Raw genomic sequence first — 19,249 nt, 5'->3', positions numbered from 1 at the left:
TTTAGCAAAGATAATAATGATGGGAGGAATATAAATGAATATTCAACGTGCAAAAGAGCTTTCTGTGTCAGCGGAACATGCCAACGTCAGTTTTCAAGGCATGCCTGTTATGATTCAACACGTCGACGAAAGCAACGAAACCGCCCGCATATATGAAGTAAAAAATCCAGGTCGCGAATTAACTGTTCCAGTTAATAGCTTAGAGGAAATATAAGAAACGCCACTTCAATTTTTTGAAGTGGCGTTTTTCTTTCTTTAGATTATTTATTATAAATTTCTTCTATCTTCTATTTTACATGGGATGAAAAAATTTGAATTTTCCACTTCTTTTCTTTTTGTGACCTGCTAAAATACAAACTATGGATGAATTATTCGTACTATACATTAAGGGGGAAAGACAATGAAATCTGATTTAGAAAAAAACAAACCTTATTATGCAGTTATATTCACTTCTAATTTATCAAATGATACAACAGATTATAGTACCGTTGCCGAAACAATGGAGGAACTTGCAAAACAGCAACCTGGATTTTTAGGTGTAGAAAGTGCACGCGGTAATTCGGGCCTCGGCATTACAATTTCTTATTGGGAATCACTTGAAACAATTGAAAATTGGAAAAAGAACACCTTACATAAAGAAGCGAAAAAAAGAGGTCGTGAGCAATGGTATGAAAACTTCCACTTGCGTATTTGCCTTGTAGAGAAAGAATACAAGTTTCAAAGAGAAATTTTGTAATGATGAAGAAAAAATTAGCTCTCGTTGTTTCACATGAAATATATGGTGTAAATGATCATATGCATCATGTAATTGACCACTTCACTTCATCTCAAATAGATGTATTCTGCCCGAATCTTCTACAATTACAACAGGCATTTCATTATAATAATGAAGAAAAAGCATACCAATATTTTATGAACCACATTGGATTTGATGGTGGAAAAAAGCAAATTGAGGAACTCATTCATAGCCTTTCCAATCGTTACACACATATTGGACTTATCGGCTTTAGCGTTGGAGCTACCATCTCATGGCTATGTAGTAACAATCCAAAACTAGATTTTATTATTGGATGTTACGGCTCTCGTATACGCGATTATGTTCACATGAAGCCTGCATGTGCTACATTACTGATTTTTCCTGAAAAAGAAATTAGTTTTTCAGTATCCTCCTTAACGAAAACATTACAGCAACAAGATAATCCTTTATTAGAAATAAAACAACTACAAGGTGAGCATGGATTTTTAAATCCATACACTGAAAAATATAACGAACACTCTACAAAACAAGTATACAATTTAATAGATTCATTTCTTATGAAAGCACTCTTATAAAGGAGGTTCTAATGCCCCTTACATTACTCTTACTTATTTTCATAATCATTGCCTTTATATCAGCGCTAACTCTCATTTTTATAACAGTTAAAAATGAGAAATTTTTAAAACGTCCCTATTCACAATCCATTATCGTTTGTATTTTATTTTTAACAAATTGGGTACTATATGTAACAACTTTTTATTCGTTACTCCCCAAGAAAATGAGTGAGTTCATATTTTTACCCATTTGGTTTTTCCTTTGCATTTTAGGATTTATCGTCTTCTGGCGCGAATGGAGAAATAATCGTGTGTTCTCGATATGTATCGGTTTTCTTTCTTTTATTAGTTTTCTATTCGGAGTGTTGCTGTTAGTTCTTTCAGGAATGTAAAAGAAAAGGAAGAAAAGCACGACATCAACTTTTCTTCCTTCTATCTTTACCTTTAGACTTCACTGTCACTGATTCACAAGGTGTATAATAAATTTGAGGTGTCGCCTTATCAACAAACATCATAAACGTAATAAAGCCGATAATAAAGAAAATAAACAACGTTAACAATATTGCTCCTATCGTTAAAAGTATCATAACACCACCCCTATAAATTTCTTGTTATTACACCTTTCGCTATTATATGAGCCGAATCCTTTCTAGAAAAAGAAACGTAACAAAATAATCACAATCACTCCAGTTAATACGGTTCCTAATAGACTACGAGTATAGATTGCGACAAGAAATGTTGGAATTGCGGCGATAAGATAATCCCACTGCATCGTCTCATGCATAAATAATACTTGTGCTAAAAGTGCTGCCAATATCGCAATTGGTATGTAATTTAACCATTTTAAACCCCAGTCTGGAATTTGTATTTTACTAAATACGAGAAGAGGCAAAATACGCGGCACGAGTGTGACAGCTCCTGCCGCTAGTAATAGTAATAATACATCTAATCTCATTTCCATTTTTCAATCAGCACTCCAATCGTCGCAGCTAGTAATGTTGCAATAATAACTGCTATACTATCTGGCATAAATAAGTGTGAAACGTATGCGATAATAATCGCTACAATTGCTACACTGAGATGAATTGCTAGTTTCGGTTTACTACTTATTAGCTGAAGTACAAATAATCCGATAAACATCGCTGGTAATGCATAATCCATCCCGTACGTATGAGGGTCTGGTATCCACTCACCAAAAAGCCCCCCGATAACTGTAGCAAGAATCCAATTTAAATACGCTGTTACATTAAGGCCCATCATCCATTTCTCGCCTAAATATCCTTTTTGCGCTGCTTGTTGCACTGCAACGCCGAAAGTTTCATCTGTAATTTGCGAACCAATTATTACATTTTTAAAAAGAGGTATCTTCGTGAAGTAAGGCGCAAGTGCCGCACTCATTAATAAGTGACGTAAATTAACAAAGAACACGGTAAAAATAATTGCTGAGGCTGGGGCACCTGCTGCATACATCCCCGCTAATATAAACTGAGCAGAACCTGCGTAAATTAACGTGGACATAAAGGCGATTTCTATGACCGAAAAACCTGCTGTTTTCGCAATAACACCTGCTGCTATACCGATGCTCAAATATCCAAATACAGTTGGTAAACAATCCTTTACACCTTGCTGAAATGAATCATCGCTCTGCAGTGTCATATGTGCTTGAGCTTTATTCACCATTATCTCCCTCCATTTCTTCCATCGTGCGTTTGCCTGTTACGACATGAACTAAATCTATGTTTTCACGCCATAATGTATCTAATTTATCAGCTCCAAATTCCTTCGTAATCTCTTCCACCATAATATCGTGCCGAACATACTCTGTAGCGACGAGTACTAAAGCTGGATCATACGTTGTCACCGCCCATGAAGTGCTATCATTTGAAAAGTTAGCAATTAATACTTCTTCCCCATCACGCGCGATAACAGTTAAATGACCTCCCATTCTCTTTTCAACGACGTGAGGTGTCATATAATTATGATGAAATGTCGCTCCTATTTTTGTTTCTGGAGCACCAAATAAAATGGAAAAAATATGTACGCCTTCCTCTTCCTTTTGATGAATGAACGGCTCAATCTCGTGCACTTGCTCTTCCCATACTGAAATCCATAGCTCTTCTTTTGCTCTATTAATTATATTGCATATTTCTTTCAAAACACGATCATTTGAGCGAATATGCGAAATTACATCAATTTGCCGCTCTTGTTCTAAACAATTTAATTTCTGGTCTAAAAATGCAAAAGATTTTTCAAAGTCTTTTCGCATTCGATCCATTAATTCCGTAGCTGGCACTGGTACATATTTCACTGGGTCAGAAGGAACGATATGCACCGCTCCTTTATCCATCAACTTGCCAAGTACTTCATAAATCATCGAACGAGGTACCCCTGTTTGTTTACTCACTTCGTATCCTGTTACTGGGGAATGTTTTAATAATCCAATGTACGCTTTGCATTCATATTGGGAAAAACCTAGCTTTTGTAACTCTTTTATTATTTCATCCATCGGTAACCCCTCACAATCTACATAGCTCTCATTTGAAAACGATGCATTCATTTTATATTAGTAGTTATTATTATACCTACTAATATAAAAAAAGAAGACCCATAAAGTCAATTGATAATTCTGAAATTTTAACAAAAAGAAAAAGCCTTCTTATGAAAGGCATTTTCTACATAGTATTCCACTTATTTTAACAGCAAAGTATTTGATAAAGTCCCCTCTAAATGTTCACGCAAAGTTGAACCTGTATATTCTTCCCTAAATACACCCGCCTTCACAAATAACGGAATAACTTCACTAAAGAATAGATCCAATGATTTCTGAGGCCCACCTGGAATTGCAATAAATCCATCTAGTGCTCCTGCTTCAAATCTTTTCATAATTTGCTGGAATACATCTTGTGGTGTACCAATCGTAACCCAATGAGCAGAACAAACAACTTCTGGTCGTTCTAGTATTTGTTCAACAGTTGGTTCATTTTTAATGATGAAATTCCGTAATAATTCGGCATGTGTTTTACTGCGTACAGTTTGCTCTCTACTTGGCAACATATCTTCCTTTATCTTACTTTCTAGTGGAATTCCTCTAGCATCTAATCCGAGTACCATTTCAAGTAAAGCCAATCTCTTCTCCATTGTGAGATGTTGATGAGCTTGCCTATGCATCTCTAGCGCTTCTTCATATGTATCACCTATAAAGAAATATAATCCAGATAATACCCGTATATCATCTTGCTTTCGGCCATGCTTTTCTGCTCTTCTTCTTAAATTTTGACGAAGTTCGATTCCTGATTCTATATCTGGCATCGCGGCGAAAATCGCATCCGCAACAGAAGCAGCGAAATTCCGGCCAGCCTCTGAAGCACCCGCTTGAAATAATGGCATTTCTCCTGAAATATGCTGCGGAATATTAAGTGGTCCTTTCACCTCAAAGTATTCACCACTGTGCTCAATAGGCTTTACCATCTCTCTAATGACTTCAGTGTTATCTACTTTCAAAACTTCATAAGGATGGCTTCTCCAAAGTTTTCTGCACCATCAATGGATGTGACAATATTCCAACCTACTCGGCCATTACTAATCCAATTTAAAGATTGTAATTGCCTCCCAAGTATGTATGGTGGATAAAACGATGTGGAGGCAGTCGTAACCACTCCAATTTTTTCTGTTGCATACGCAATAGCAGTAAATAATAATGTCGGATCTAACATTACATTCCCCTTATTACGAGCGATTAAATCCGGGTGCGCCACTAAATAATCTGCTTTAAAAACAAAATCTAACTTAGCCTCTTCTGCCTGTAGTGCCAACTCTACTTGTTCATCTATCCCTGAATTAAACATACTCTCTTGTTCTTTCTTTCTAGAAATTAAACATAATCCAATGCAAAGTTTCTTTTTAGTAGACATAAATACACCTTCCCCTTCGTTTTTAATTCACCTAGTTAAACAATTGATACGACCATCACAACTTCCATTCTTATTAAACACCATAAAACGATAATGATTATCAATATCATTTTATGGTGTAACTGTAATATAAGCAACAAAAAAAAGACTCCCCTTAACGGGAAGTCTCCTTTATCTCAATATTTCATTCGCTTCTTTTTCATAAATTTTATCAAATGAAGTCATAATACGCTGAGATGCTTGAATCATTTTTTGACTCGACATAAGATCTGCCATCTCTTTCGTCATATCTACATTTGAATTTTCTAGCATATGATTTTTTACTATTCCTGTTCCGTTCGGTAAATTAGCAATATTTCCTTCTGCTAGTGTAAAGCTTTTGTTTTCACGCTGCACGAGACGAGCATTCGTTTCTGCATCTACTGTTTTTGTTTGCAAACGGGCAATATTATTCTGTGTTACTTCATCATATAATGTACCATCTGCTTGTACAGCAACCTTTGCTCCTTCTGGAATACGAATACGCTCATTATTCTCTCCCATTACGAAAGCACCTGAAGATGTTTGCAAATAACGATCACTATTTAATGTGAAGCTTCCGTCTCTCGTTAAAAACGTTTCATCATTTTTAGATGTAACGAAAAATGATGATGTGCCTGCCGCACCGTCATCTAAAAAGAAATCTGTAGCACTATTTGTAATTTGTACATTTCCTTGTACTAAGTTCACATGCGTCGCAGCTGGTACTACAGCGTAATCGACCGAACCGATATTTGTCATAGCCCCATCTCCGCGGCGATATGTTTCTTGTACATCAAATACTTTAGAAGTCATATTTTCTGCTTTAAATCCTGTCGTTTGGGCATTTGCAACGTTATTCGAATGAACATTAATACGCTGCATGTAATTCATCATTCCCATAGAACCTATATAAAGACCGTTCATATTCCTTTGAATAAGGCAACCGCCTTATTCTTCACCTCTTTTCTTACGATGTTTGTAACATTTGTTTCGCTAAATGTTCAGCTGTAGCAATATGTATATGTTGCTTTACGTCTTGTCCGTCTGTCATTAATACAATTGGAGCTGATGAAACTGCTGGGATTTTCAACAATTCGCCACTACTTGCTGTTTCATCAAATTTCGTAAACACGATACCATCTATATGAATATCTTTAAAGTTCGCAATGATTTCAATCATATCTTTACTTTTCATAGAAGCTGATAACGTTAAACAAATATAATCTGGTTCTACTTGTCCCATCGTTTCAATCATTTCTTCTACTGTATCTGACGTACGATAATTTTTTCCGGCTGTATCAATTAAAATATAATCGACGCGTGCTTCTTCTTTAAAATACGTAAGTGCTCTTGTCATTGCCGCTTCATCACGCACAGCGATTACTTCTGATCCAATTGTCTTTACGTAATCTTGTAGTTGCTGTACTGTCCCAATGCGAGAGTGATCCGTCGTAATAAAGCCAACCGTTTTTTTCTTACCGTGAAATTGCCATGCCATTTTCGCAAGCGTCGTCGTTTTCCCAACCCCGGTTGGACCGATTAATGCAATTGTTTGTACTTCTTTTTCAAATACATTTTCAGTGTTGAAGTGAGATCTCATATCTTCCAATATATACCCGATTACTTCCTCTTCTGTAATCATCGTTGCATTTTCAAACTTCACTTTTAACTTTTCAGCATATGCATGAATGAAATATTGTTCTACATCGTTTTGTTCTAGCATCCGAATTACTTTTTGAATAATAAACGGTACAGATTCTTGATTTTCTTTCTTTGCAACTACTTCTTTTTTCTTGGTCGGAACGACTTGTTTCACAACTTTTTGCTTTTTCACTACTTTCGTTTCTTCCGTCTGTTTCACCACGACGATTCCTTTTTCAAACAGCTTTAATAGTTTCTCCTTTTTTCTTGCCCATTCTTCACTATTTCCTGTTTGCATTGCCGCGTATGACATAGAAGTCGTTACATTTTCTAAATTGTGCAGTACTGATTGAATTCCATTTGCCTTCACAATTTGTTCTGAAGAATCATTCACAACATCCATTAATTGTTCATGAAATTGTGCTGTTCCTTCATTCACTTCTTCCTGTTTATCCTCTGGAAAAGCAACTAACATTTCATAATCCTTTTTCCAAAAAAACGGGATATTTCGTTTTACACTTTCATCGACAACGTAATAATAATCTGTACCATATTGGTCAAATAACTTTCGATACAATTCATTTTTCGAAGCTGCTTTTATTCGCATTAACGCTTCTTTCTTTTCTGTACTTTCCATTACTTCACCCCCTACTATTCAATATAGGCAATTTGATCTACAACAATTTCTGGTGCTAATTCACTAATACAAAGCACTTGCGCTTCTATTTGATATCGTTCTAGCAGTCTTACAATCGCAAATCTGAAATCTTTTCTACGCGTTAATAATACTGGTTCTCTTCCCATTAATCGCGCTTGTTTAAAGACGCGCTGTACTTGCTCAACGACACGTGTTTCTAAATCTAAATCCCAGTTTAATAAGTAACCTTGATAGGAATTGTTCACAACATCCGCATCTAGCTCTATTGAATCAGAGAAAAGCGCCGCATAAATTTTCCCGTCCGGATTTTTTGCATTTTCACAAATAACTTTTGAAATACATTCACGGACGAATGCCGTTACACCATCAACATGATTTTGATACACTTCTTTTCCGTCAATAATACCTTCAATAATCGTTGGTAAATCACGTATTGAAATACCTTCTTTTAGAAGTTGTTTAATAACATTTTGAACGAGCGATAAATCGATTTCTTTCTTCTTAATCTCTTCTAATAAAACGCCATTATCATTTTCAAGAGAATTGATTAAGTCTTTCACATGTTGACGCTGAATTAACTCATGAAGATTACGTCTAACGACAACATCTAAATGTGTAATTAATATACTAAGTGGCTCTAACACTTGATAGCCCTTCATTTGTGCATCTTGCACCATATGCTCTAAAATCCAATATCCATCTTCACCGAAGATTGGATCTTTCGCTGGTTCTGCATCTAGATCAGCCATTACGTTCGGTGTTTTTAGTGCTAATAAATAACCTGATTTTAAAACACCTTCAGCCGCCTTCGCACCTTTAATACGAATAATGTAACGACCACGTGGTCTAAAACTCGTATTATCTTTAAAGTTAATGCCAGGAACGTTAATACCAAGGTCGGTAATAATCGATTTCCTCATAAGAACAACTTTATCACGAGCTGTCTCCCCATTAATTTTTTGCTTTACAAGTGCCGCTAAATCTAAACCGAGTTCTACAATAATCGGATATTTATCTGTAAAGACTCCAAATGAATCTTCCACTTGTTGTAATTGCTCATCCTCGCCTTGAATCATTTCTAATTCTTTTTGGAGCTCGTCTTCTTTCTCTTTCTTTATTCGCTTTTTATTCCGAATTCCTAAGAAGATAATTGTTCCACCAACGAGAGCAAACGGTAGGAATGGTAGCGGAGTAAAAATACCCATTGCGATAAACAAACCACCGAGCGCATATACAACAACTTCATGCGCTAATAACTCTTTAAAGATACCTTCCGTTACCGTATCCGGTGAACCATCAAATACACGCGTTACGATAATACCTGTTGAAATCGCAAGCATTAACGAACCGATTTGGTTTACGATTCCATCACCGACAGTTAACTGTGTATAATGAAGAGCCGCATCTGCAAAGCTCATTCCTTGCTGCATCATTCCGACAATTAAACCGAAAATGATATTTACGAATAAAATGACAATCCCGAAAATAACGTCCCCTTTAATGAACTTCCCGGCACCATCCATCGCCCCGTAAAACTCTGTTTCCATATTTAATTTTTTTCGTTTTGCTTGTGCATCTTTTTCTGAAATAATACGCTGGTTTAAATCCGCATCGATAGACATTTGTTTCCCTGGTAAAGAATCAAGTGTAAAACGAGCTGCTACTTCAGCTGTACGAGATGCACCGTTTGCAACGATAAACTGGAAAATGATTAAAACGATAAAAATAACGATACCAATTAATAAGTTTCCGCCAATTACGAACTGACCGAACTCTTCAATAACATGACCCGCATTTCCGTCTGTTAAAATCGCTCGCGTCGTCGAAACGTTAATCGATACGCGGAAAATCCCGATTAATAACAACATCGTCGGAAATGACTTTAATTCATCCCACTCGTTAATACTTGTCGCTCGCATATAAATAAGTACTGACATACTTAGTAGAAAAACGATAACGATATCAAGTACAAATGGTGGAAGTGGAATTAGGAGCGCCACAACGAATGACGCTGCTAAAAAGATAGAAAAATAGGTTCTTGCAGAATCCATCTTAAACAAAGAGATCCCCTCCAAACGCGCTATTATACTTCAAGTTCATTCGTTTGAATTAAATAGCGCATAACTTCAATTACAGCTACGTATAAATCTTCTGGAATCGTCTCATCTTCCTCGACTTGATAATATAAAGAACGAGCGAGCGGACGGTTTTCCACCATCGGTATTTCTTGTTCACGGGCAAGCGTCCGTATATATAATGCGAGCTCATCTTCCCCTTTTGCAACGACAATTGGCGCCGCATCAACTTGTTTATTGTAACGAAGTACGACTGAAATATGCGTCGGGTTATTTACAATAAACGTTGCACCATCCATCTTTTTCGCAATAGTCCCTTGCAAGATGGCATGCATAAAGTTTTTTCGTTTCCCCTTTACTTGTGGGTCCCCTTCATTATCTTTATGCTCTTGTTTTACTTCTTCTTTTTTCATCTTAATATCTTGCTCGTACTCCCACTTTTGATAAATGAAATCAATAATAGAAAGAACGATTAAAATAATTAAAATAGCTAAAAAGATAAATTTAATTTGCCTAATAATTTCAGTAAGTGACGCAGTCCAGTTAAATCCAATCATACTCACGATCTTCTCTAAATTCTTTTTAAAAAGAACGTACGCAACGTAACCGATTAATCCCATATAAAACAGTGATTTCAAAATATCTACTAAACTTTTACGACTAAACAGTCTCGTAAAATAGTTTTTCGGATTAATACGTGATGCTTTCGGCTTTATGACTTTAGAAGAAAATAAGAAACCGACTTGAATCATATAATTGAATAAATGAAAAGCATATACGAGTATTAATATAGGAGCTGATACTTTTAGTAGCAAAATCCCCATTAAATAAAAATACTCGGTCGAATCTGTATTTTTTCCGATTTGATCAAACAGCACCGCTACAGAATTGGCAATCTCAAACCCTAGCCAATCTCCGAAAAAATAAACGACAACTGCTAATACGAGAATAGAAAATAAATTATTTAAATCTTTACTCCGGGCGATATTCCCTTCTTCACGCGATTTTTTACGCTTCTGCGGGGTGGCCTTTTCTGTTTTATTATCCTTTGCCATACGCGTCCCCCTACTTCGTTAAGAAAAAGTTAAATAGTGTCGTATACTCTTCCAGTAATACATCTGTCATATTTTTAAACACATAACCGAGCATCGGTACGCTCATCGCAATAAATAAAATACCACATGTAATTTTAATCACGTACGCATTCATAAAAACGTTTAATTGCGGTGCATTTTTTGCGATTAAAATAAGAACAAAATTAATAATGAATAAGCTGCCCATAAGCGGCAAAGCAATTTCGACCGCTGATGTAATCGCAAATAATAACGTTGCGAGTAGACTATCTAAAAAACTAGTCGTCAACAATTTTGAAATCGCCTCTGTATATTGAAATGACTTTAAAATCGTGGCAACGAAATAGTTAATGCCGCCAAGTGAAATAAAAATAATGAGAAAAAATATATCAAAAATTGTTGATAGTAAAGTAGACTGTGATCCTGCATTTACATCAAACAAACTAGCCTGTGATAAACCGATATCAAAGTCTAAAATATGTCCGGCCATTTTTGGAATATTCCACAGCATTTCTACAATTTTTGCAAGAGATACTCCAATTACAATTTGCGTTGCTGCATAAGCTGCGACTTCCCAAACTGTCTTTATGTGAGAGACATCAACTTGATCGGCCACTGTAATCGAAAGGCCAAGCCCAAATGTAACCTTTGCCATTGCAGGAATCGACCGTCCTGAAAAGAAAGGTAAAAAATATAAAAATGAAGTAATGCGGCAAAACGCAAAAAACGTCGCCGCCCATAATTCCATATTCATTTCAGTTCACCTATCTTAGTACGAACGCAATAGCGATGGAATTTTATCAAATAAATCTAAAATAAGCGTCGTTAACTCTTGAAACATCCACGGACCTAAAATGATAATAACGAGCACAATACTCGCCATTTTCGGTAAAAACGTCAACGTTTGCTCTTGAATTTGCATCATCGCCATAATGACAGCGATGATAATAACGACAATCATACTTACACCGGCAACCGGCATTAAAATCATAACCCCTTTATAAAAAAAGGTTTGAAAAATATCTATAATTGGTGACGTATTCATTTATATGACTCCTATCACATAGCATCAAACGCTTCAGGCGACCGTTTTAAACATTATATCGACGATTTTTGTATATCCACCTAAATATACGAAAACAAGTATTTTAAACGGTAAACTTAAAATCATCGGCGGTACCATCATCATCCCGAGGTACATTAAAAGTGTACTAATAATCAAATCTATAAATACAAACGCTAAATAAATGAACATCCCCGTTAATAACCCTTTTTGAATTTGCGTTAACGTAAAGGATGGTACGAGCGTAAATAATGAAAGATCTTTCAAATCTTTCGGCAACTCTTCACCGCGTACTTTCAGCATCATTTTTAAATCATGCTTATATGTATGTTTCGCCATATAATCTTTCATAATCGGAGCTGTCGTCTCCGCAGCTTGACTTACTGTTATTTGTTCTTTCGTCATCGGATCCCACACATCACTCTTTAACTGACCTAACACCGGTTGCATCGTAAATAGTGATAAAAACAAAGCAAGTCCAACAAGCACTTGGTTTGGTGGTAAGTTCATTACCCCAAGTCCTTGACGAGTTATTCCAAGAACGATCATAAAATAAGTAAAATGCGTAAATAAAAGAACGATAGAAGAAGATAATGATAGAAGGGTAACGAGTGCAAATAACTGTACACTTGAATTACTCGTAAACTCTTTTCCATTTTCGAAATTAATAAAACCGTTCGGGGCTGCATACGCTGGATTTACAAAAATAATTGAAAAAACGATAGAAAATACGAAAATAACGGCTAATAATGATAACTGTTTCTTTATTCTCATGATGGATCCTCTACTTTTTTCGTTTCACTCTTCACCGCGTCTTCTAGCGCTTGTTGAAACTGATTTCCTGTTCCTGTTAATTGCACAGACTGCAAACCGTTATTACTAATAACAGTGAATACTTGCTTGCCATCCACTTCAAATAAAAAAGCACTCGTTTGATGGTTTAAATATACACCGTCTTTTACTTGAATATGGCCATTTTCACCTTGCTTAAAAAACTGCTGTTTGCGCGTCTTTTTCGTCATAAAATATGCACCGTAACCGAGTGCACCAAACAGTAAAACGACTTGAAATAAGGTCGTCATATACGACATATGACTCCTCCTCTACTCTTTATCTTGCATTTGACTTTGCGCCTTCATAAGCGCAGCTTGCTTCTTATCAGCTTCAATTTCAGAAATAATAATGCCGAACTTCTCATCCATTACGATTGCTTCACCGATGCCGACCTTCATATTACTTAAATACACATCTACTTTATGTCCTAAGTTTTTCTCTACTTCAAGAACATCGCCAACTTTTAACTGCTTCACATCACCGAGCGTAATAGATGACTTCCCAAGCTTTACACCAAGTTCAATCGAAATATCTGAAACAGTATCTATATGTGCTTTACTCACTTCATTTCGTTTCCCTGCAAAATCTTCTAATCCCATTAGGGACACTGGAGATACTTCATGCTTCATATGGATCCTCCTACTCTACAAAACTTTTAAATAGGAGCGCCTTACGCGTTCCATCTTTCCCAATAAAACAATTAAATTTATGCTTTCCATCTACATAACCAAGTAATTCATCCGAAACTTTCGTATGAAGCGGAATAATATCGCCTTCTTCAATTTGTTCAATGTCACTCATTGTCATTTTCTGCTCACCAATTGCAACATGAACAGGTTTGTACACTTGATTTACTTTCACTTCCACTTCAGACGTATACTTTTTACGTTTATCTGAAGAATGTTCGACAATATTTTCAGACGTTAATTTATCCATAATTTCTTCAACAGATAAGAATGGAATCCCGATACGCACCGTCGTATTCCAAAAATCTGTTTTCATATTTACGTTCAGTAATGAAATTATATCGCTCGCTGTCGTAATCTTTAATGCATTCGGATCTGTCTCCGTCGTTACAAACTTCGGTTCAATCGCAACAACACTTTCAAATGATTGCTCTAAATTTTTACAAAGAAGCAAGAATATATTATCGAGCGTTAAAAACTCAAACGCCGTTAGCGGTCTGCGCATCGTAAAGTTACGCTTACTATCCCCGCCAAGCCAACATTCATGAATATAAATAACAAATGCTAAATCAATCTCAATAACAATTTCTCCAAGCTCTGGTAAACCGAGATCAATTACGCAATATAAATAATAATCTTTCGGCATTTTCTCCACATACTCACTCGTAAATGGAACTTGCTCAACTGTTGAAGGCTCTAGCTCAATCGGAATACGCATACGCGCTGACAACGTCTGTGACGTCTGTTTTCCAAACGTAGAAGCAATCGTTTGCAAACTACGTAAATGCTCAACACCGAACTTCTCTGGTCTATTAAAATCATACTCTTGAAATTTCTCTTGCTTCCCTGCTTCTTGTGCAAAAGCTGGCATTTCCTCGCCTTCATTTACCGCCTTCAGCAGGGCATCAATTTGCTCTTGGCTTAATTTTTCGCCACTCATGACAATCCCCTTCCCTACCTTTTCAATTCAACGATTTCAACGTACATCTTCCCATTCTTCGTCAAAATCTTTCCGGTTCCAATCTCTTCATTCTCAAGCATAAGACGCACCGTATTTTTCGTTGAATTTTCAAGACGATACAATGTACCTTTCGTAATATGAAGCAGATCTTCAATTTTCTTTTTCGTATTTCCGATTTCAAAATAAATTGTTAACGGAATATCATCTTGTAATTTCAAATCTAGCCAACTCCCATATCATGTTCACGAAAATTTCATGTTCTCTCTATATATGAAATTTCTTATCTTGAAACGTCGATATTTAATATTTTTTTAATATATCCTTGCGTTTCTTTAAATGGTGGTACGCCTCCGTACTTTCTCACATTACCAGGACCAGCATTATATGAAGCAAGCGCCAATACTAAGTCGCCGTTATTTTTCTTTAAATAACCGCTTAACTCTTTCACGCCGCCTTCAATACTTTCAGCTGGTGAAAATGGATTCTTCACACCCATCTCCTTCACATTCGCTGGCATAAGTTGCATAAGTCCCATCGCCCCTGCATGTGACACCGTTTTCGGATTAAAATTAGACTCCACTTCAATCATTTTTTGAATTAACGTTTTCGGAATTCCATATGTACGGCTAACGCGATCAATAATATCCTCATACTTCCCTTCATTGGAAGAACGTATTTTTTGAATATTATACTTCTTCGTTAATTCCCACGTATCAACAGCCTCATTTTTCGTTTCTGGGAAACGTCGTTCAAACTCTTTTTGCGCGACTTGCACTTCATCTGCTTTCTTCGTTTCAGCCTTTTCTTCAGGCTTACTCACTTCCTCTACCTTATGAATAGATTGTTCCGGCTGACTCATATCTTCTATATTTGCCGGCTGCGTAGTACCCTTTGTCTCCTTCGCAGGTTCACTCTGCAACTTCTCTTGAAAACGACTACTAACGAATGCTTGTGGACTACTTAGCTTTTGCTTAATTTGTCCTTTCTTATATGCAAGCACTTCTTTTACTATATTTCCAACTACCATAATATCACCTTTTCAGTAAACAAAGATAATCTAATATTAGAGTTTTTTTTTAAAGTTTGCAATAATCCTTTTCATAATTATGTAATAAAAAAATGAATATATTGTTAAACTGTTATTTTTTTATATTTATTAATTCGAATTTTTAGTTGACACCCGCTATGACAGGGATTACAATAAATCTCGAAATTGATTTTTTCGCATATTACCGTTTTTCAATTTGCAGAAAAGTCAATATAAAAAAATGGGGGTTCTTAACATGAGAATTAATACAAACATTAACAGCATGCGTACACAAGAGTACATGCGCCAAAACCAAGACAAAATGAATACAGCTATGAATCGTTTATCAAGCGGTAAATCAATCAACAGTGCGGCTGACGATGCTGCAGGTCTAGCAATCGCTACTCGTATGCGTGCAAAAGAAGGCGGCTTAAACGTTGGTGCTCGTAACACACAAGACGCTATGTCTGCTTTACGTACTGGCGACGCTGCATTAGGTTCAGTTTCAAACATCTTACTTCGTATGCGTGACCTTGCAACACAAGCATCAAGCGGTACTAATAACGATAACGATATCGCATCTATGAACAAAGAGTATAAAGCATTAAAAGAGGAAATTGATCATATTGCTGAAAAAACAAATTTCAACGGTAACGCATTTTTAGATGGTGCTAGTGGTAAGAATATCACGATTCAACTTTCTGATGTTTCAGGAGATACAATGGAAATCGCAGCTATCGATACAAAAGCTTTAACAACTGGTACATTAGCTACAGATTTAGATGCTACATCTGCACCAACTGAAATCACAGCTCTTGATACTGCTATTCAAGAAATTGCTGACGCAAAAGCAACTTTTGGTTCTCAATTAAACCGTTTAGATCATAACTTAAACAACGTAACTAGCCAAGCAACAAATATGGCAGCTGCTGCTTCTCAAATCGAAGACGCTGACATGGCGAAAGAAATGTCTGCAATGACTAAGTTCAAAATCTTAAACGAAGCTGGTATCAGCATGCTTTCTCAAGCAAACCAAACTCCACAAATGGTGTCTAAATTATTACAATAAGCCATTTGAGTTAACTTCAAAAATAAACCTCTCTGCTTGCGGAGGGGTTTATTTTTTCTATATAAATGAATTATTTGTAAAACCTTTCTTTTTTCAGGATAAAAGAGCAGTCGCGATGTGTAGAAGCGGTCAGTGCCTATTTTGATTTCCTCTTATGCTAAAACACTAACAGCAACTGAGCATAGACCCTTTTTGCCTTTCTATAGCCATTTATTAGCTTTAGAACACTGACTATATAAACCTATAAGGAGTGTCTATTATGCATATTGGTACGAATGTTTTGAGTATAAATGCTAGGCAGTCGTTGTATGAGAATGAGAAACGTATGAATGTTACGATGGAGCATTTGGCGACTGGTAAGAAGTTGAATAACGCTCCCGCTAATGTTGCAATTGTGACTCGTATGCATGCGAGGGCGACTGGTATGCGCGCTGCAATTCGTAATAAAGAGGATGCGATATCGATGCTTCGCATGGCAGAAGCTGCCCTTCAAACTATTACGAATATTTTACAGCGTATGCGTGATTTAGCTGTTCAATCCGTGAACAGTACAAATTCAAATAAAAACCGTGATGCGCTGAATAAAGAGTTTCAATCTTTAACAGAGCAAATTGGCTATATTGGTGAGACAAATGAGTTTAATGATTTATCTGCATTTGACGGACAAAGTCGTACTGTTACGTTAGATGATATTGGTCATACAGTACATATGTCGAAACATATTCCCCCTTCCCCTACACAACATGACATCAACATTTCAACAGAACAAGAAGCAAGAGCGGCAATTCGTAAAATTGAAGAGGCTTTACAAAATGTATCACATCATCGTGCCGATCTCGGTGCCATGATGAATCGTTTACAGTTTAATAATGAAAATTTAAATAGCCAAAGTATGGCTCTAACAGAGGCATCTTCTCGAATTGAAGATGCGGATATGGTGCAGGAAATGAGCGATTTTTTAAAGTTTAAATTGTTCACTGAAGTTACGCTCAGTAAGGTTTCACAGGCTAATCAAATACCGCAAATGGTTTCTAAATTACTACAATCGTAAACATTCATCTTCTTTTTTTGGAACGATTCCATACAAAATAAAAGGGAAATACATATAAACTATGTATCTCCCTTTTATTTTGTACCCAAATTTTATTACTGCGTTACAGTCATAACCTGTCCACTACGATCAACCATAATTTTCATTTTCCCGTCTTGTGCGTTATATAATCCTAATTTATGCAAATCTTGTTTACATTCTTTTACGAAGACAGGCAATGTGCGAATTTGATCAATATCAGAACTCGTAATGAAATGAATTAAATGATGCGTCATTTCTTTTATATCATGAACAAGCTCTTCCTTTTCACGCTTTAGTCGTTCATTTTCAGCTCGTAATACATGTAATTCGCCTTCGAGACCACGTACGTTCTTTTCATTTTCCGAACGCCCAGCAGCCATGCTTGAAAGCTTATAAATACCTTCCATAAACTGATGGAGTTCATCTTCTTTTCTTTCACTACATTGACTAATTGTTTCAAAATTATCAACGATACCAGATATAACTGTCACAAGGCTTTTTTCATTCTCTGTATTTTGAACTTCTTTTCTTACTTCTTGCTTGTTTTCTTTTTTTATTTCAACGATTTGTTCTTTTACGGGTGTATATTTTCGCTTTCGTCCTGGTTTTTGTTTTTCAATATTTTCAAACGGTATTTCACGTTTTTTCAATTTATAATACGTATTTTGCAATTGACTTTCTGTTTTCGGAAAAAAATTTAGTTCATTTTTACTTACGTATTTTGAAATATTTAAAATGTTTAAACCGTGACGTTGACAAAATTGATACACTTCATACAGTAACTCTAGCTCAGACTTCAGCCATGTAATAGTTGATTTTTCATATGCTCGCATACCGCCATGTTTTTCTATATCTATTTGGAATAAAACCATTCTATTATATAAATCGACTAACTCTTCATACTCCACTCGAAATTGTTTCTCTATTTTTTTTAATTCCGCTTCTAATTTCATATCATTCATTTTATTATTTGACATGTTTTGTAAAAGTTTTAATACATTGATTGCTGTGTGGTGATACATAATCTGTGCCACTCCCCCTCATTCTTTCACAATTCTCATCTGACTCCCATGTCTTTTAAGAAAATAGCAATTTTTGCATATCCATATTATAACATTTCGAAATTATCTGTCAAATAATTAACATACAAAAAGATATAAAAAATATAAAAAGTATAAAATAAGATTCAGCTATTTCATTTATAGAAAAAGCATTCTGCCCTCAAATTTAAATATTTCCGTTTTTTAAAATAACATTTTTATTACTATCTATATTGCTTAACCAAAAACAAGAACGCCAAGAGATCTACATCCTCCTGGCGCTCTCTATTGAACTACTAATTTTTAATATTCTACCCTTTTATTCGCCTATAAAATCTTTTTCTACACGTACACTTTCTTCCTTATTCACGTTTGTTACTGTAATGTATACCTTTCCTGCTTCCTCACCTAATTGAGGAATTTTAACATTTACTGCCGTTTTTGAGTCAGCAACGGTTGCTGATTTCAGCTCGTTACTTTCTTTTACCGCATCATATACTTTGACTACATCTCCTGCTTTTAAGCCTGTCACTCGAACAATATCATCATCACCAGCATCATTATTTAATACAACAATATTATTTACATTTGGAGCGGCTGTAATTTCTGCATCATATGCTTTCACTGTACGCGTACTTTCTAACTCACCTTTACCTTGTACACTTACGTATACATTTCCTTTTGTTTTTGCATCTTTTGCGATTTGACCAATTTCTACTTTTGCTTCTATCGCATTTTCTCCCACTGTTGCTTTTCCTAGTTCCGTTCCTTTTGTTGCTGCGTCGTATACTTTGACTACGTCGCCTG

General features: G+C 35.9%; 23 protein-coding genes and 2 pseudogenes. 6 read left to right on the top strand and 19 right to left on the bottom strand.

All coding sequences use genetic code 11. From position 1 onward, the window contains the following. Nucleotides 1-34 precede the first annotated feature (34 nt). The 4 genes from JDS92_RS05000 to JDS92_RS04985 all read left to right on the top strand — a co-directional run bounded on the left by JDS92_RS05000 (nt 35) and on the right by JDS92_RS04985 (nt 1,703). Nucleotides 35-214, top strand: a complete 180-nt coding sequence (locus JDS92_RS05000; RefSeq protein ID WP_001025738.1) for an H-type small acid-soluble spore protein — start codon at nt 35-37, stop codon at nt 212-214. Between the two features lie 186 nt (nt 215-400). After that, complete coding sequence (locus tag JDS92_RS04995) at nt 401-736, top strand: antibiotic biosynthesis monooxygenase family protein (RefSeq protein ID WP_097957121.1); 336 nt, start codon at nt 401-403, stop codon at nt 734-736. 2 nt (nt 737-738) lie between these two features. Then, the gene (locus tag JDS92_RS04990) at nt 739-1,332 is read left to right on the top strand and encodes a dienelactone hydrolase family protein (protein WP_043322879.1); all 594 of its coding nucleotides are present in this window, start codon (nt 739-741) and stop codon (nt 1,330-1,332) included. Nucleotides 1,333-1,343: 11 nt separating this feature from the next. Next, the gene (locus JDS92_RS04985) at nt 1,344-1,703 is read left to right on the top strand and encodes a hypothetical protein (protein ID WP_001131598.1); all 360 of its coding nucleotides are present in this window, start codon (nt 1,344-1,346) and stop codon (nt 1,701-1,703) included. Nucleotides 1,704-1,727: 24 nt separating this feature from the next. Here the strand turns inward: JDS92_RS04985 and JDS92_RS04980 are convergent, their stop codons facing one another. The 17 genes and pseudogenes from JDS92_RS04980 to JDS92_RS04900 all read right to left on the bottom strand — a co-directional run bounded on the left by JDS92_RS04980 (nt 1,728) and on the right by JDS92_RS04900 (nt 15,261). Continuing rightward, complete coding sequence (locus JDS92_RS04980; protein WP_000602233.1) at nt 1,728-1,898, bottom strand: DUF3951 domain-containing protein; 171 nt, start codon at nt 1,896-1,898, stop codon at nt 1,728-1,730. Between the two features lie 62 nt (nt 1,899-1,960). Continuing rightward, nucleotides 1,961-2,272 (bottom strand): AzlD domain-containing protein, encoded by a 312-nt coding sequence (locus JDS92_RS04975; protein ID WP_000425939.1) that lies wholly within the window; start codon nt 2,270-2,272, stop codon nt 1,961-1,963. Then, the gene (locus JDS92_RS04970) at nt 2,263-2,991 is read right to left on the bottom strand and encodes an AzlC family ABC transporter permease (RefSeq protein WP_000247290.1); all 729 of its coding nucleotides are present in this window, start codon (nt 2,989-2,991) and stop codon (nt 2,263-2,265) included. Before JDS92_RS04970 ends, JDS92_RS04975 begins: the two co-directional genes overlap by 10 nt. Continuing rightward, the gene (locus JDS92_RS04965) at nt 2,981-3,817 is read right to left on the bottom strand and encodes a TrmB family transcriptional regulator (protein WP_199631588.1); all 837 of its coding nucleotides are present in this window, start codon (nt 3,815-3,817) and stop codon (nt 2,981-2,983) included. The genes JDS92_RS04970 and JDS92_RS04965 overlap by 11 nt, the downstream gene beginning before the upstream one ends. Nucleotides 3,818-3,999: 182 nt before the next feature. Then, nucleotides 4,000-5,222 (bottom strand): annotated as a pseudogene (locus JDS92_RS04960) (LLM class flavin-dependent oxidoreductase). Between the two features lie 171 nt (nt 5,223-5,393). After that, nucleotides 5,394-6,167, bottom strand: coding sequence for a flagellar basal-body rod protein FlgG (locus JDS92_RS04955; protein WP_199631587.1), 774 nt, complete (start codon nt 6,165-6,167; stop codon nt 5,394-5,396). A 43-nt stretch (nt 6,168-6,210) separates the two neighbouring features. Further along, nucleotides 6,211-7,521, bottom strand: coding sequence for a flagellar biosynthesis GTPase FlhF (gene flhF, locus JDS92_RS04950; RefSeq protein WP_000446163.1), 1,311 nt, complete (start codon nt 7,519-7,521; stop codon nt 6,211-6,213). Nucleotides 7,522-7,535: 14 nt separating this feature from the next. Next, nucleotides 7,536-9,602, bottom strand: a complete 2,067-nt coding sequence (gene flhA, locus JDS92_RS04945) for a flagellar biosynthesis protein FlhA (RefSeq protein ID WP_097954678.1) — start codon at nt 9,600-9,602, stop codon at nt 7,536-7,538. Nucleotides 9,603-9,625: 23 nt separating this feature from the next. Beyond that, complete coding sequence (flhB, locus tag JDS92_RS04940) at nt 9,626-10,672, bottom strand: flagellar type III secretion system protein FlhB (protein WP_001030092.1); 1,047 nt, start codon at nt 10,670-10,672, stop codon at nt 9,626-9,628. 10 nt (nt 10,673-10,682) lie between these two features. Next, nucleotides 10,683-11,444 carry a flagellar biosynthetic protein FliR gene (locus JDS92_RS04935; RefSeq protein ID WP_098054877.1) on the bottom strand — a complete coding sequence of 254 codons (762 nt, stop codon included), beginning with the start codon at nt 11,442-11,444 and terminating at the stop codon, nt 10,683-10,685. 15 nt (nt 11,445-11,459) lie between these two features. Continuing rightward, entirely contained in the window at nt 11,460-11,735 is a 276-nt protein-coding gene (locus JDS92_RS04930) for a flagellar biosynthetic protein FliQ (protein ID WP_001098085.1), read from the bottom strand. Between the two features lie 33 nt (nt 11,736-11,768). Beyond that, nucleotides 11,769-12,527, bottom strand: coding sequence for a flagellar type III secretion system pore protein FliP (locus JDS92_RS04925; protein WP_001220583.1), 759 nt, complete (start codon nt 12,525-12,527; stop codon nt 11,769-11,771). Then, nucleotides 12,524-12,844 carry a flagellar motor switch protein FliN gene (locus JDS92_RS04920; RefSeq protein ID WP_199631586.1) on the bottom strand — a complete coding sequence of 107 codons (321 nt, stop codon included), beginning with the start codon at nt 12,842-12,844 and terminating at the stop codon, nt 12,524-12,526. Before JDS92_RS04920 ends, JDS92_RS04925 begins: the two co-directional genes overlap by 4 nt. A gap of 12 nt (nt 12,845-12,856) precedes the next feature. Further along, nucleotides 12,857-13,216 carry a flagellar motor switch protein FliN gene (gene fliN, locus JDS92_RS04915; protein WP_000680016.1) on the bottom strand — a complete coding sequence of 120 codons (360 nt, stop codon included), beginning with the start codon at nt 13,214-13,216 and terminating at the stop codon, nt 12,857-12,859. A 10-nt stretch (nt 13,217-13,226) separates the two neighbouring features. Beyond that, entirely contained in the window at nt 13,227-14,213 is a 987-nt protein-coding gene (fliM, locus tag JDS92_RS04910) for a flagellar motor switch protein FliM (protein WP_199631585.1), read from the bottom strand. Nucleotides 14,214-14,227: 14 nt separating this feature from the next. Further along, a complete protein-coding gene (locus tag JDS92_RS04905) occupies nt 14,228-14,452 on the bottom strand; it encodes a flagellar motor switch protein FliN (RefSeq protein WP_000775712.1) in 225 nt (74 codons plus the stop codon). A 62-nt stretch (nt 14,453-14,514) separates the two neighbouring features. Beyond that, on the bottom strand, nt 14,515-15,261 hold the full coding sequence (locus tag JDS92_RS04900; protein WP_199631584.1) for a lytic transglycosylase domain-containing protein: 747 nt from the start codon (nt 15,259-15,261) through the stop codon (nt 14,515-14,517). Between the two features lie 256 nt (nt 15,262-15,517). Between JDS92_RS04900 and JDS92_RS04895 the strand changes: the two genes are divergently transcribed. After that, nucleotides 15,518-16,330: a flagellin N-terminal helical domain-containing protein gene (locus JDS92_RS04895; RefSeq protein ID WP_098688501.1), complete on the top strand. Its 813-nt coding sequence runs from the start codon at nt 15,518-15,520 to the stop codon at nt 16,328-16,330. Nucleotides 16,331-16,589: 259 nt separating this feature from the next. Beyond that, the gene (locus tag JDS92_RS04890) at nt 16,590-17,381 is read left to right on the top strand and encodes a flagellin N-terminal helical domain-containing protein (RefSeq protein ID WP_199631583.1); all 792 of its coding nucleotides are present in this window, start codon (nt 16,590-16,592) and stop codon (nt 17,379-17,381) included. Between the two features lie 95 nt (nt 17,382-17,476). Here JDS92_RS04890 and JDS92_RS04885 read toward each other — a convergent pair whose 3' ends face one another. Next, the gene (locus JDS92_RS04885) at nt 17,477-18,424 is read right to left on the bottom strand and encodes a DNA-binding domain-containing protein (protein ID WP_142335529.1); all 948 of its coding nucleotides are present in this window, start codon (nt 18,422-18,424) and stop codon (nt 17,477-17,479) included. Nucleotides 18,425-18,761: 337 nt separating this feature from the next. Continuing rightward, nucleotides 18,762-19,249, bottom strand: a pseudogene (locus JDS92_RS30805) (hypothetical protein); the annotation flags it as partial.

It is taken from the genome of Bacillus cereus group sp. N12 (genome assembly GCF_016483575.1).
Lineage (GTDB): Bacteria > Bacillota > Bacilli > Bacillales > Bacillaceae_G > Bacillus_A > Bacillus_A toyonensis.
This window is presented reverse-complemented; position numbering and strand designations above follow the sequence as displayed.

Excerpts from the sequence above, each read along its gene's own strand:
- JDS92_RS05000 (WP_001025738.1), top strand. The coding sequence starts at position 35 with ATGAATATTCAACGTGCAAAAGAGCTTTCTGTGTCAGCGGAACATGCC.
- JDS92_RS04995 (WP_097957121.1), top strand. The coding sequence starts at position 401 with ATGAAATCTGATTTAGAAAAAAACAAACCTTATTATGCAGTTATATTC.
- JDS92_RS04990 (WP_043322879.1), top strand. The coding sequence starts at position 739 with ATGAAGAAAAAATTAGCTCTCGTTGTTTCACATGAAATATATGGTGTA.
- JDS92_RS04985 (WP_001131598.1), top strand. The coding sequence starts at position 1,344 with ATGCCCCTTACATTACTCTTACTTATTTTCATAATCATTGCCTTTATA.
- JDS92_RS04980 (WP_000602233.1), bottom strand. The coding sequence starts at position 1,898 with ATGATACTTTTAACGATAGGAGCAATATTGTTAACGTTGTTTATTTTC.
- JDS92_RS04975 (WP_000425939.1), bottom strand. The coding sequence starts at position 2,272 with ATGGAAATGAGATTAGATGTATTATTACTATTACTAGCGGCAGGAGCT.
- JDS92_RS04970 (WP_000247290.1), bottom strand. The coding sequence starts at position 2,991 with ATGGTGAATAAAGCTCAAGCACATATGACACTGCAGAGCGATGATTCA.
- JDS92_RS04965 (WP_199631588.1), bottom strand. The coding sequence starts at position 3,817 with ATGGATGAAATAATAAAAGAGTTACAAAAGCTAGGTTTTTCCCAATAT.
- JDS92_RS04955 (WP_199631587.1), bottom strand. The coding sequence starts at position 6,167 with ATGAACGGTCTTTATATAGGTTCTATGGGAATGATGAATTACATGCAG.
- flhF (WP_000446163.1), bottom strand. The coding sequence starts at position 7,521 with ATGGAAAGTACAGAAAAGAAAGAAGCGTTAATGCGAATAAAAGCAGCT.
- flhB (WP_001030092.1), bottom strand. The coding sequence starts at position 10,672 with ATGGCAAAGGATAATAAAACAGAAAAGGCCACCCCGCAGAAGCGTAAA.
- JDS92_RS04935 (WP_098054877.1), bottom strand. The coding sequence starts at position 11,444 with ATGAATATGGAATTATGGGCGGCGACGTTTTTTGCGTTTTGCCGCATT.
- JDS92_RS04930 (WP_001098085.1), bottom strand. The coding sequence starts at position 11,735 with ATGAATACGTCACCAATTATAGATATTTTTCAAACCTTTTTTTATAAA.
- JDS92_RS04925 (WP_001220583.1), bottom strand. The coding sequence starts at position 12,527 with ATGAGAATAAAGAAACAGTTATCATTATTAGCCGTTATTTTCGTATTT.
- JDS92_RS04920 (WP_199631586.1), bottom strand. The coding sequence starts at position 12,844 with ATGTCGTATATGACGACCTTATTTCAAGTCGTTTTACTGTTTGGTGCA.
- fliN (WP_000680016.1), bottom strand. The coding sequence starts at position 13,216 with ATGAAGCATGAAGTATCTCCAGTGTCCCTAATGGGATTAGAAGATTTT.
- fliM (WP_199631585.1), bottom strand. The coding sequence starts at position 14,213 with ATGAGTGGCGAAAAATTAAGCCAAGAGCAAATTGATGCCCTGCTGAAG.
- JDS92_RS04900 (WP_199631584.1), bottom strand. The coding sequence starts at position 15,261 with ATGGTAGTTGGAAATATAGTAAAAGAAGTGCTTGCATATAAGAAAGGA.
- JDS92_RS04895 (WP_098688501.1), top strand. The coding sequence starts at position 15,518 with ATGAGAATTAATACAAACATTAACAGCATGCGTACACAAGAGTACATG.
- JDS92_RS04890 (WP_199631583.1), top strand. The coding sequence starts at position 16,590 with ATGCATATTGGTACGAATGTTTTGAGTATAAATGCTAGGCAGTCGTTG.
- JDS92_RS04885 (WP_142335529.1), bottom strand. The coding sequence starts at position 18,424 with ATGTATCACCACACAGCAATCAATGTATTAAAACTTTTACAAAACATG.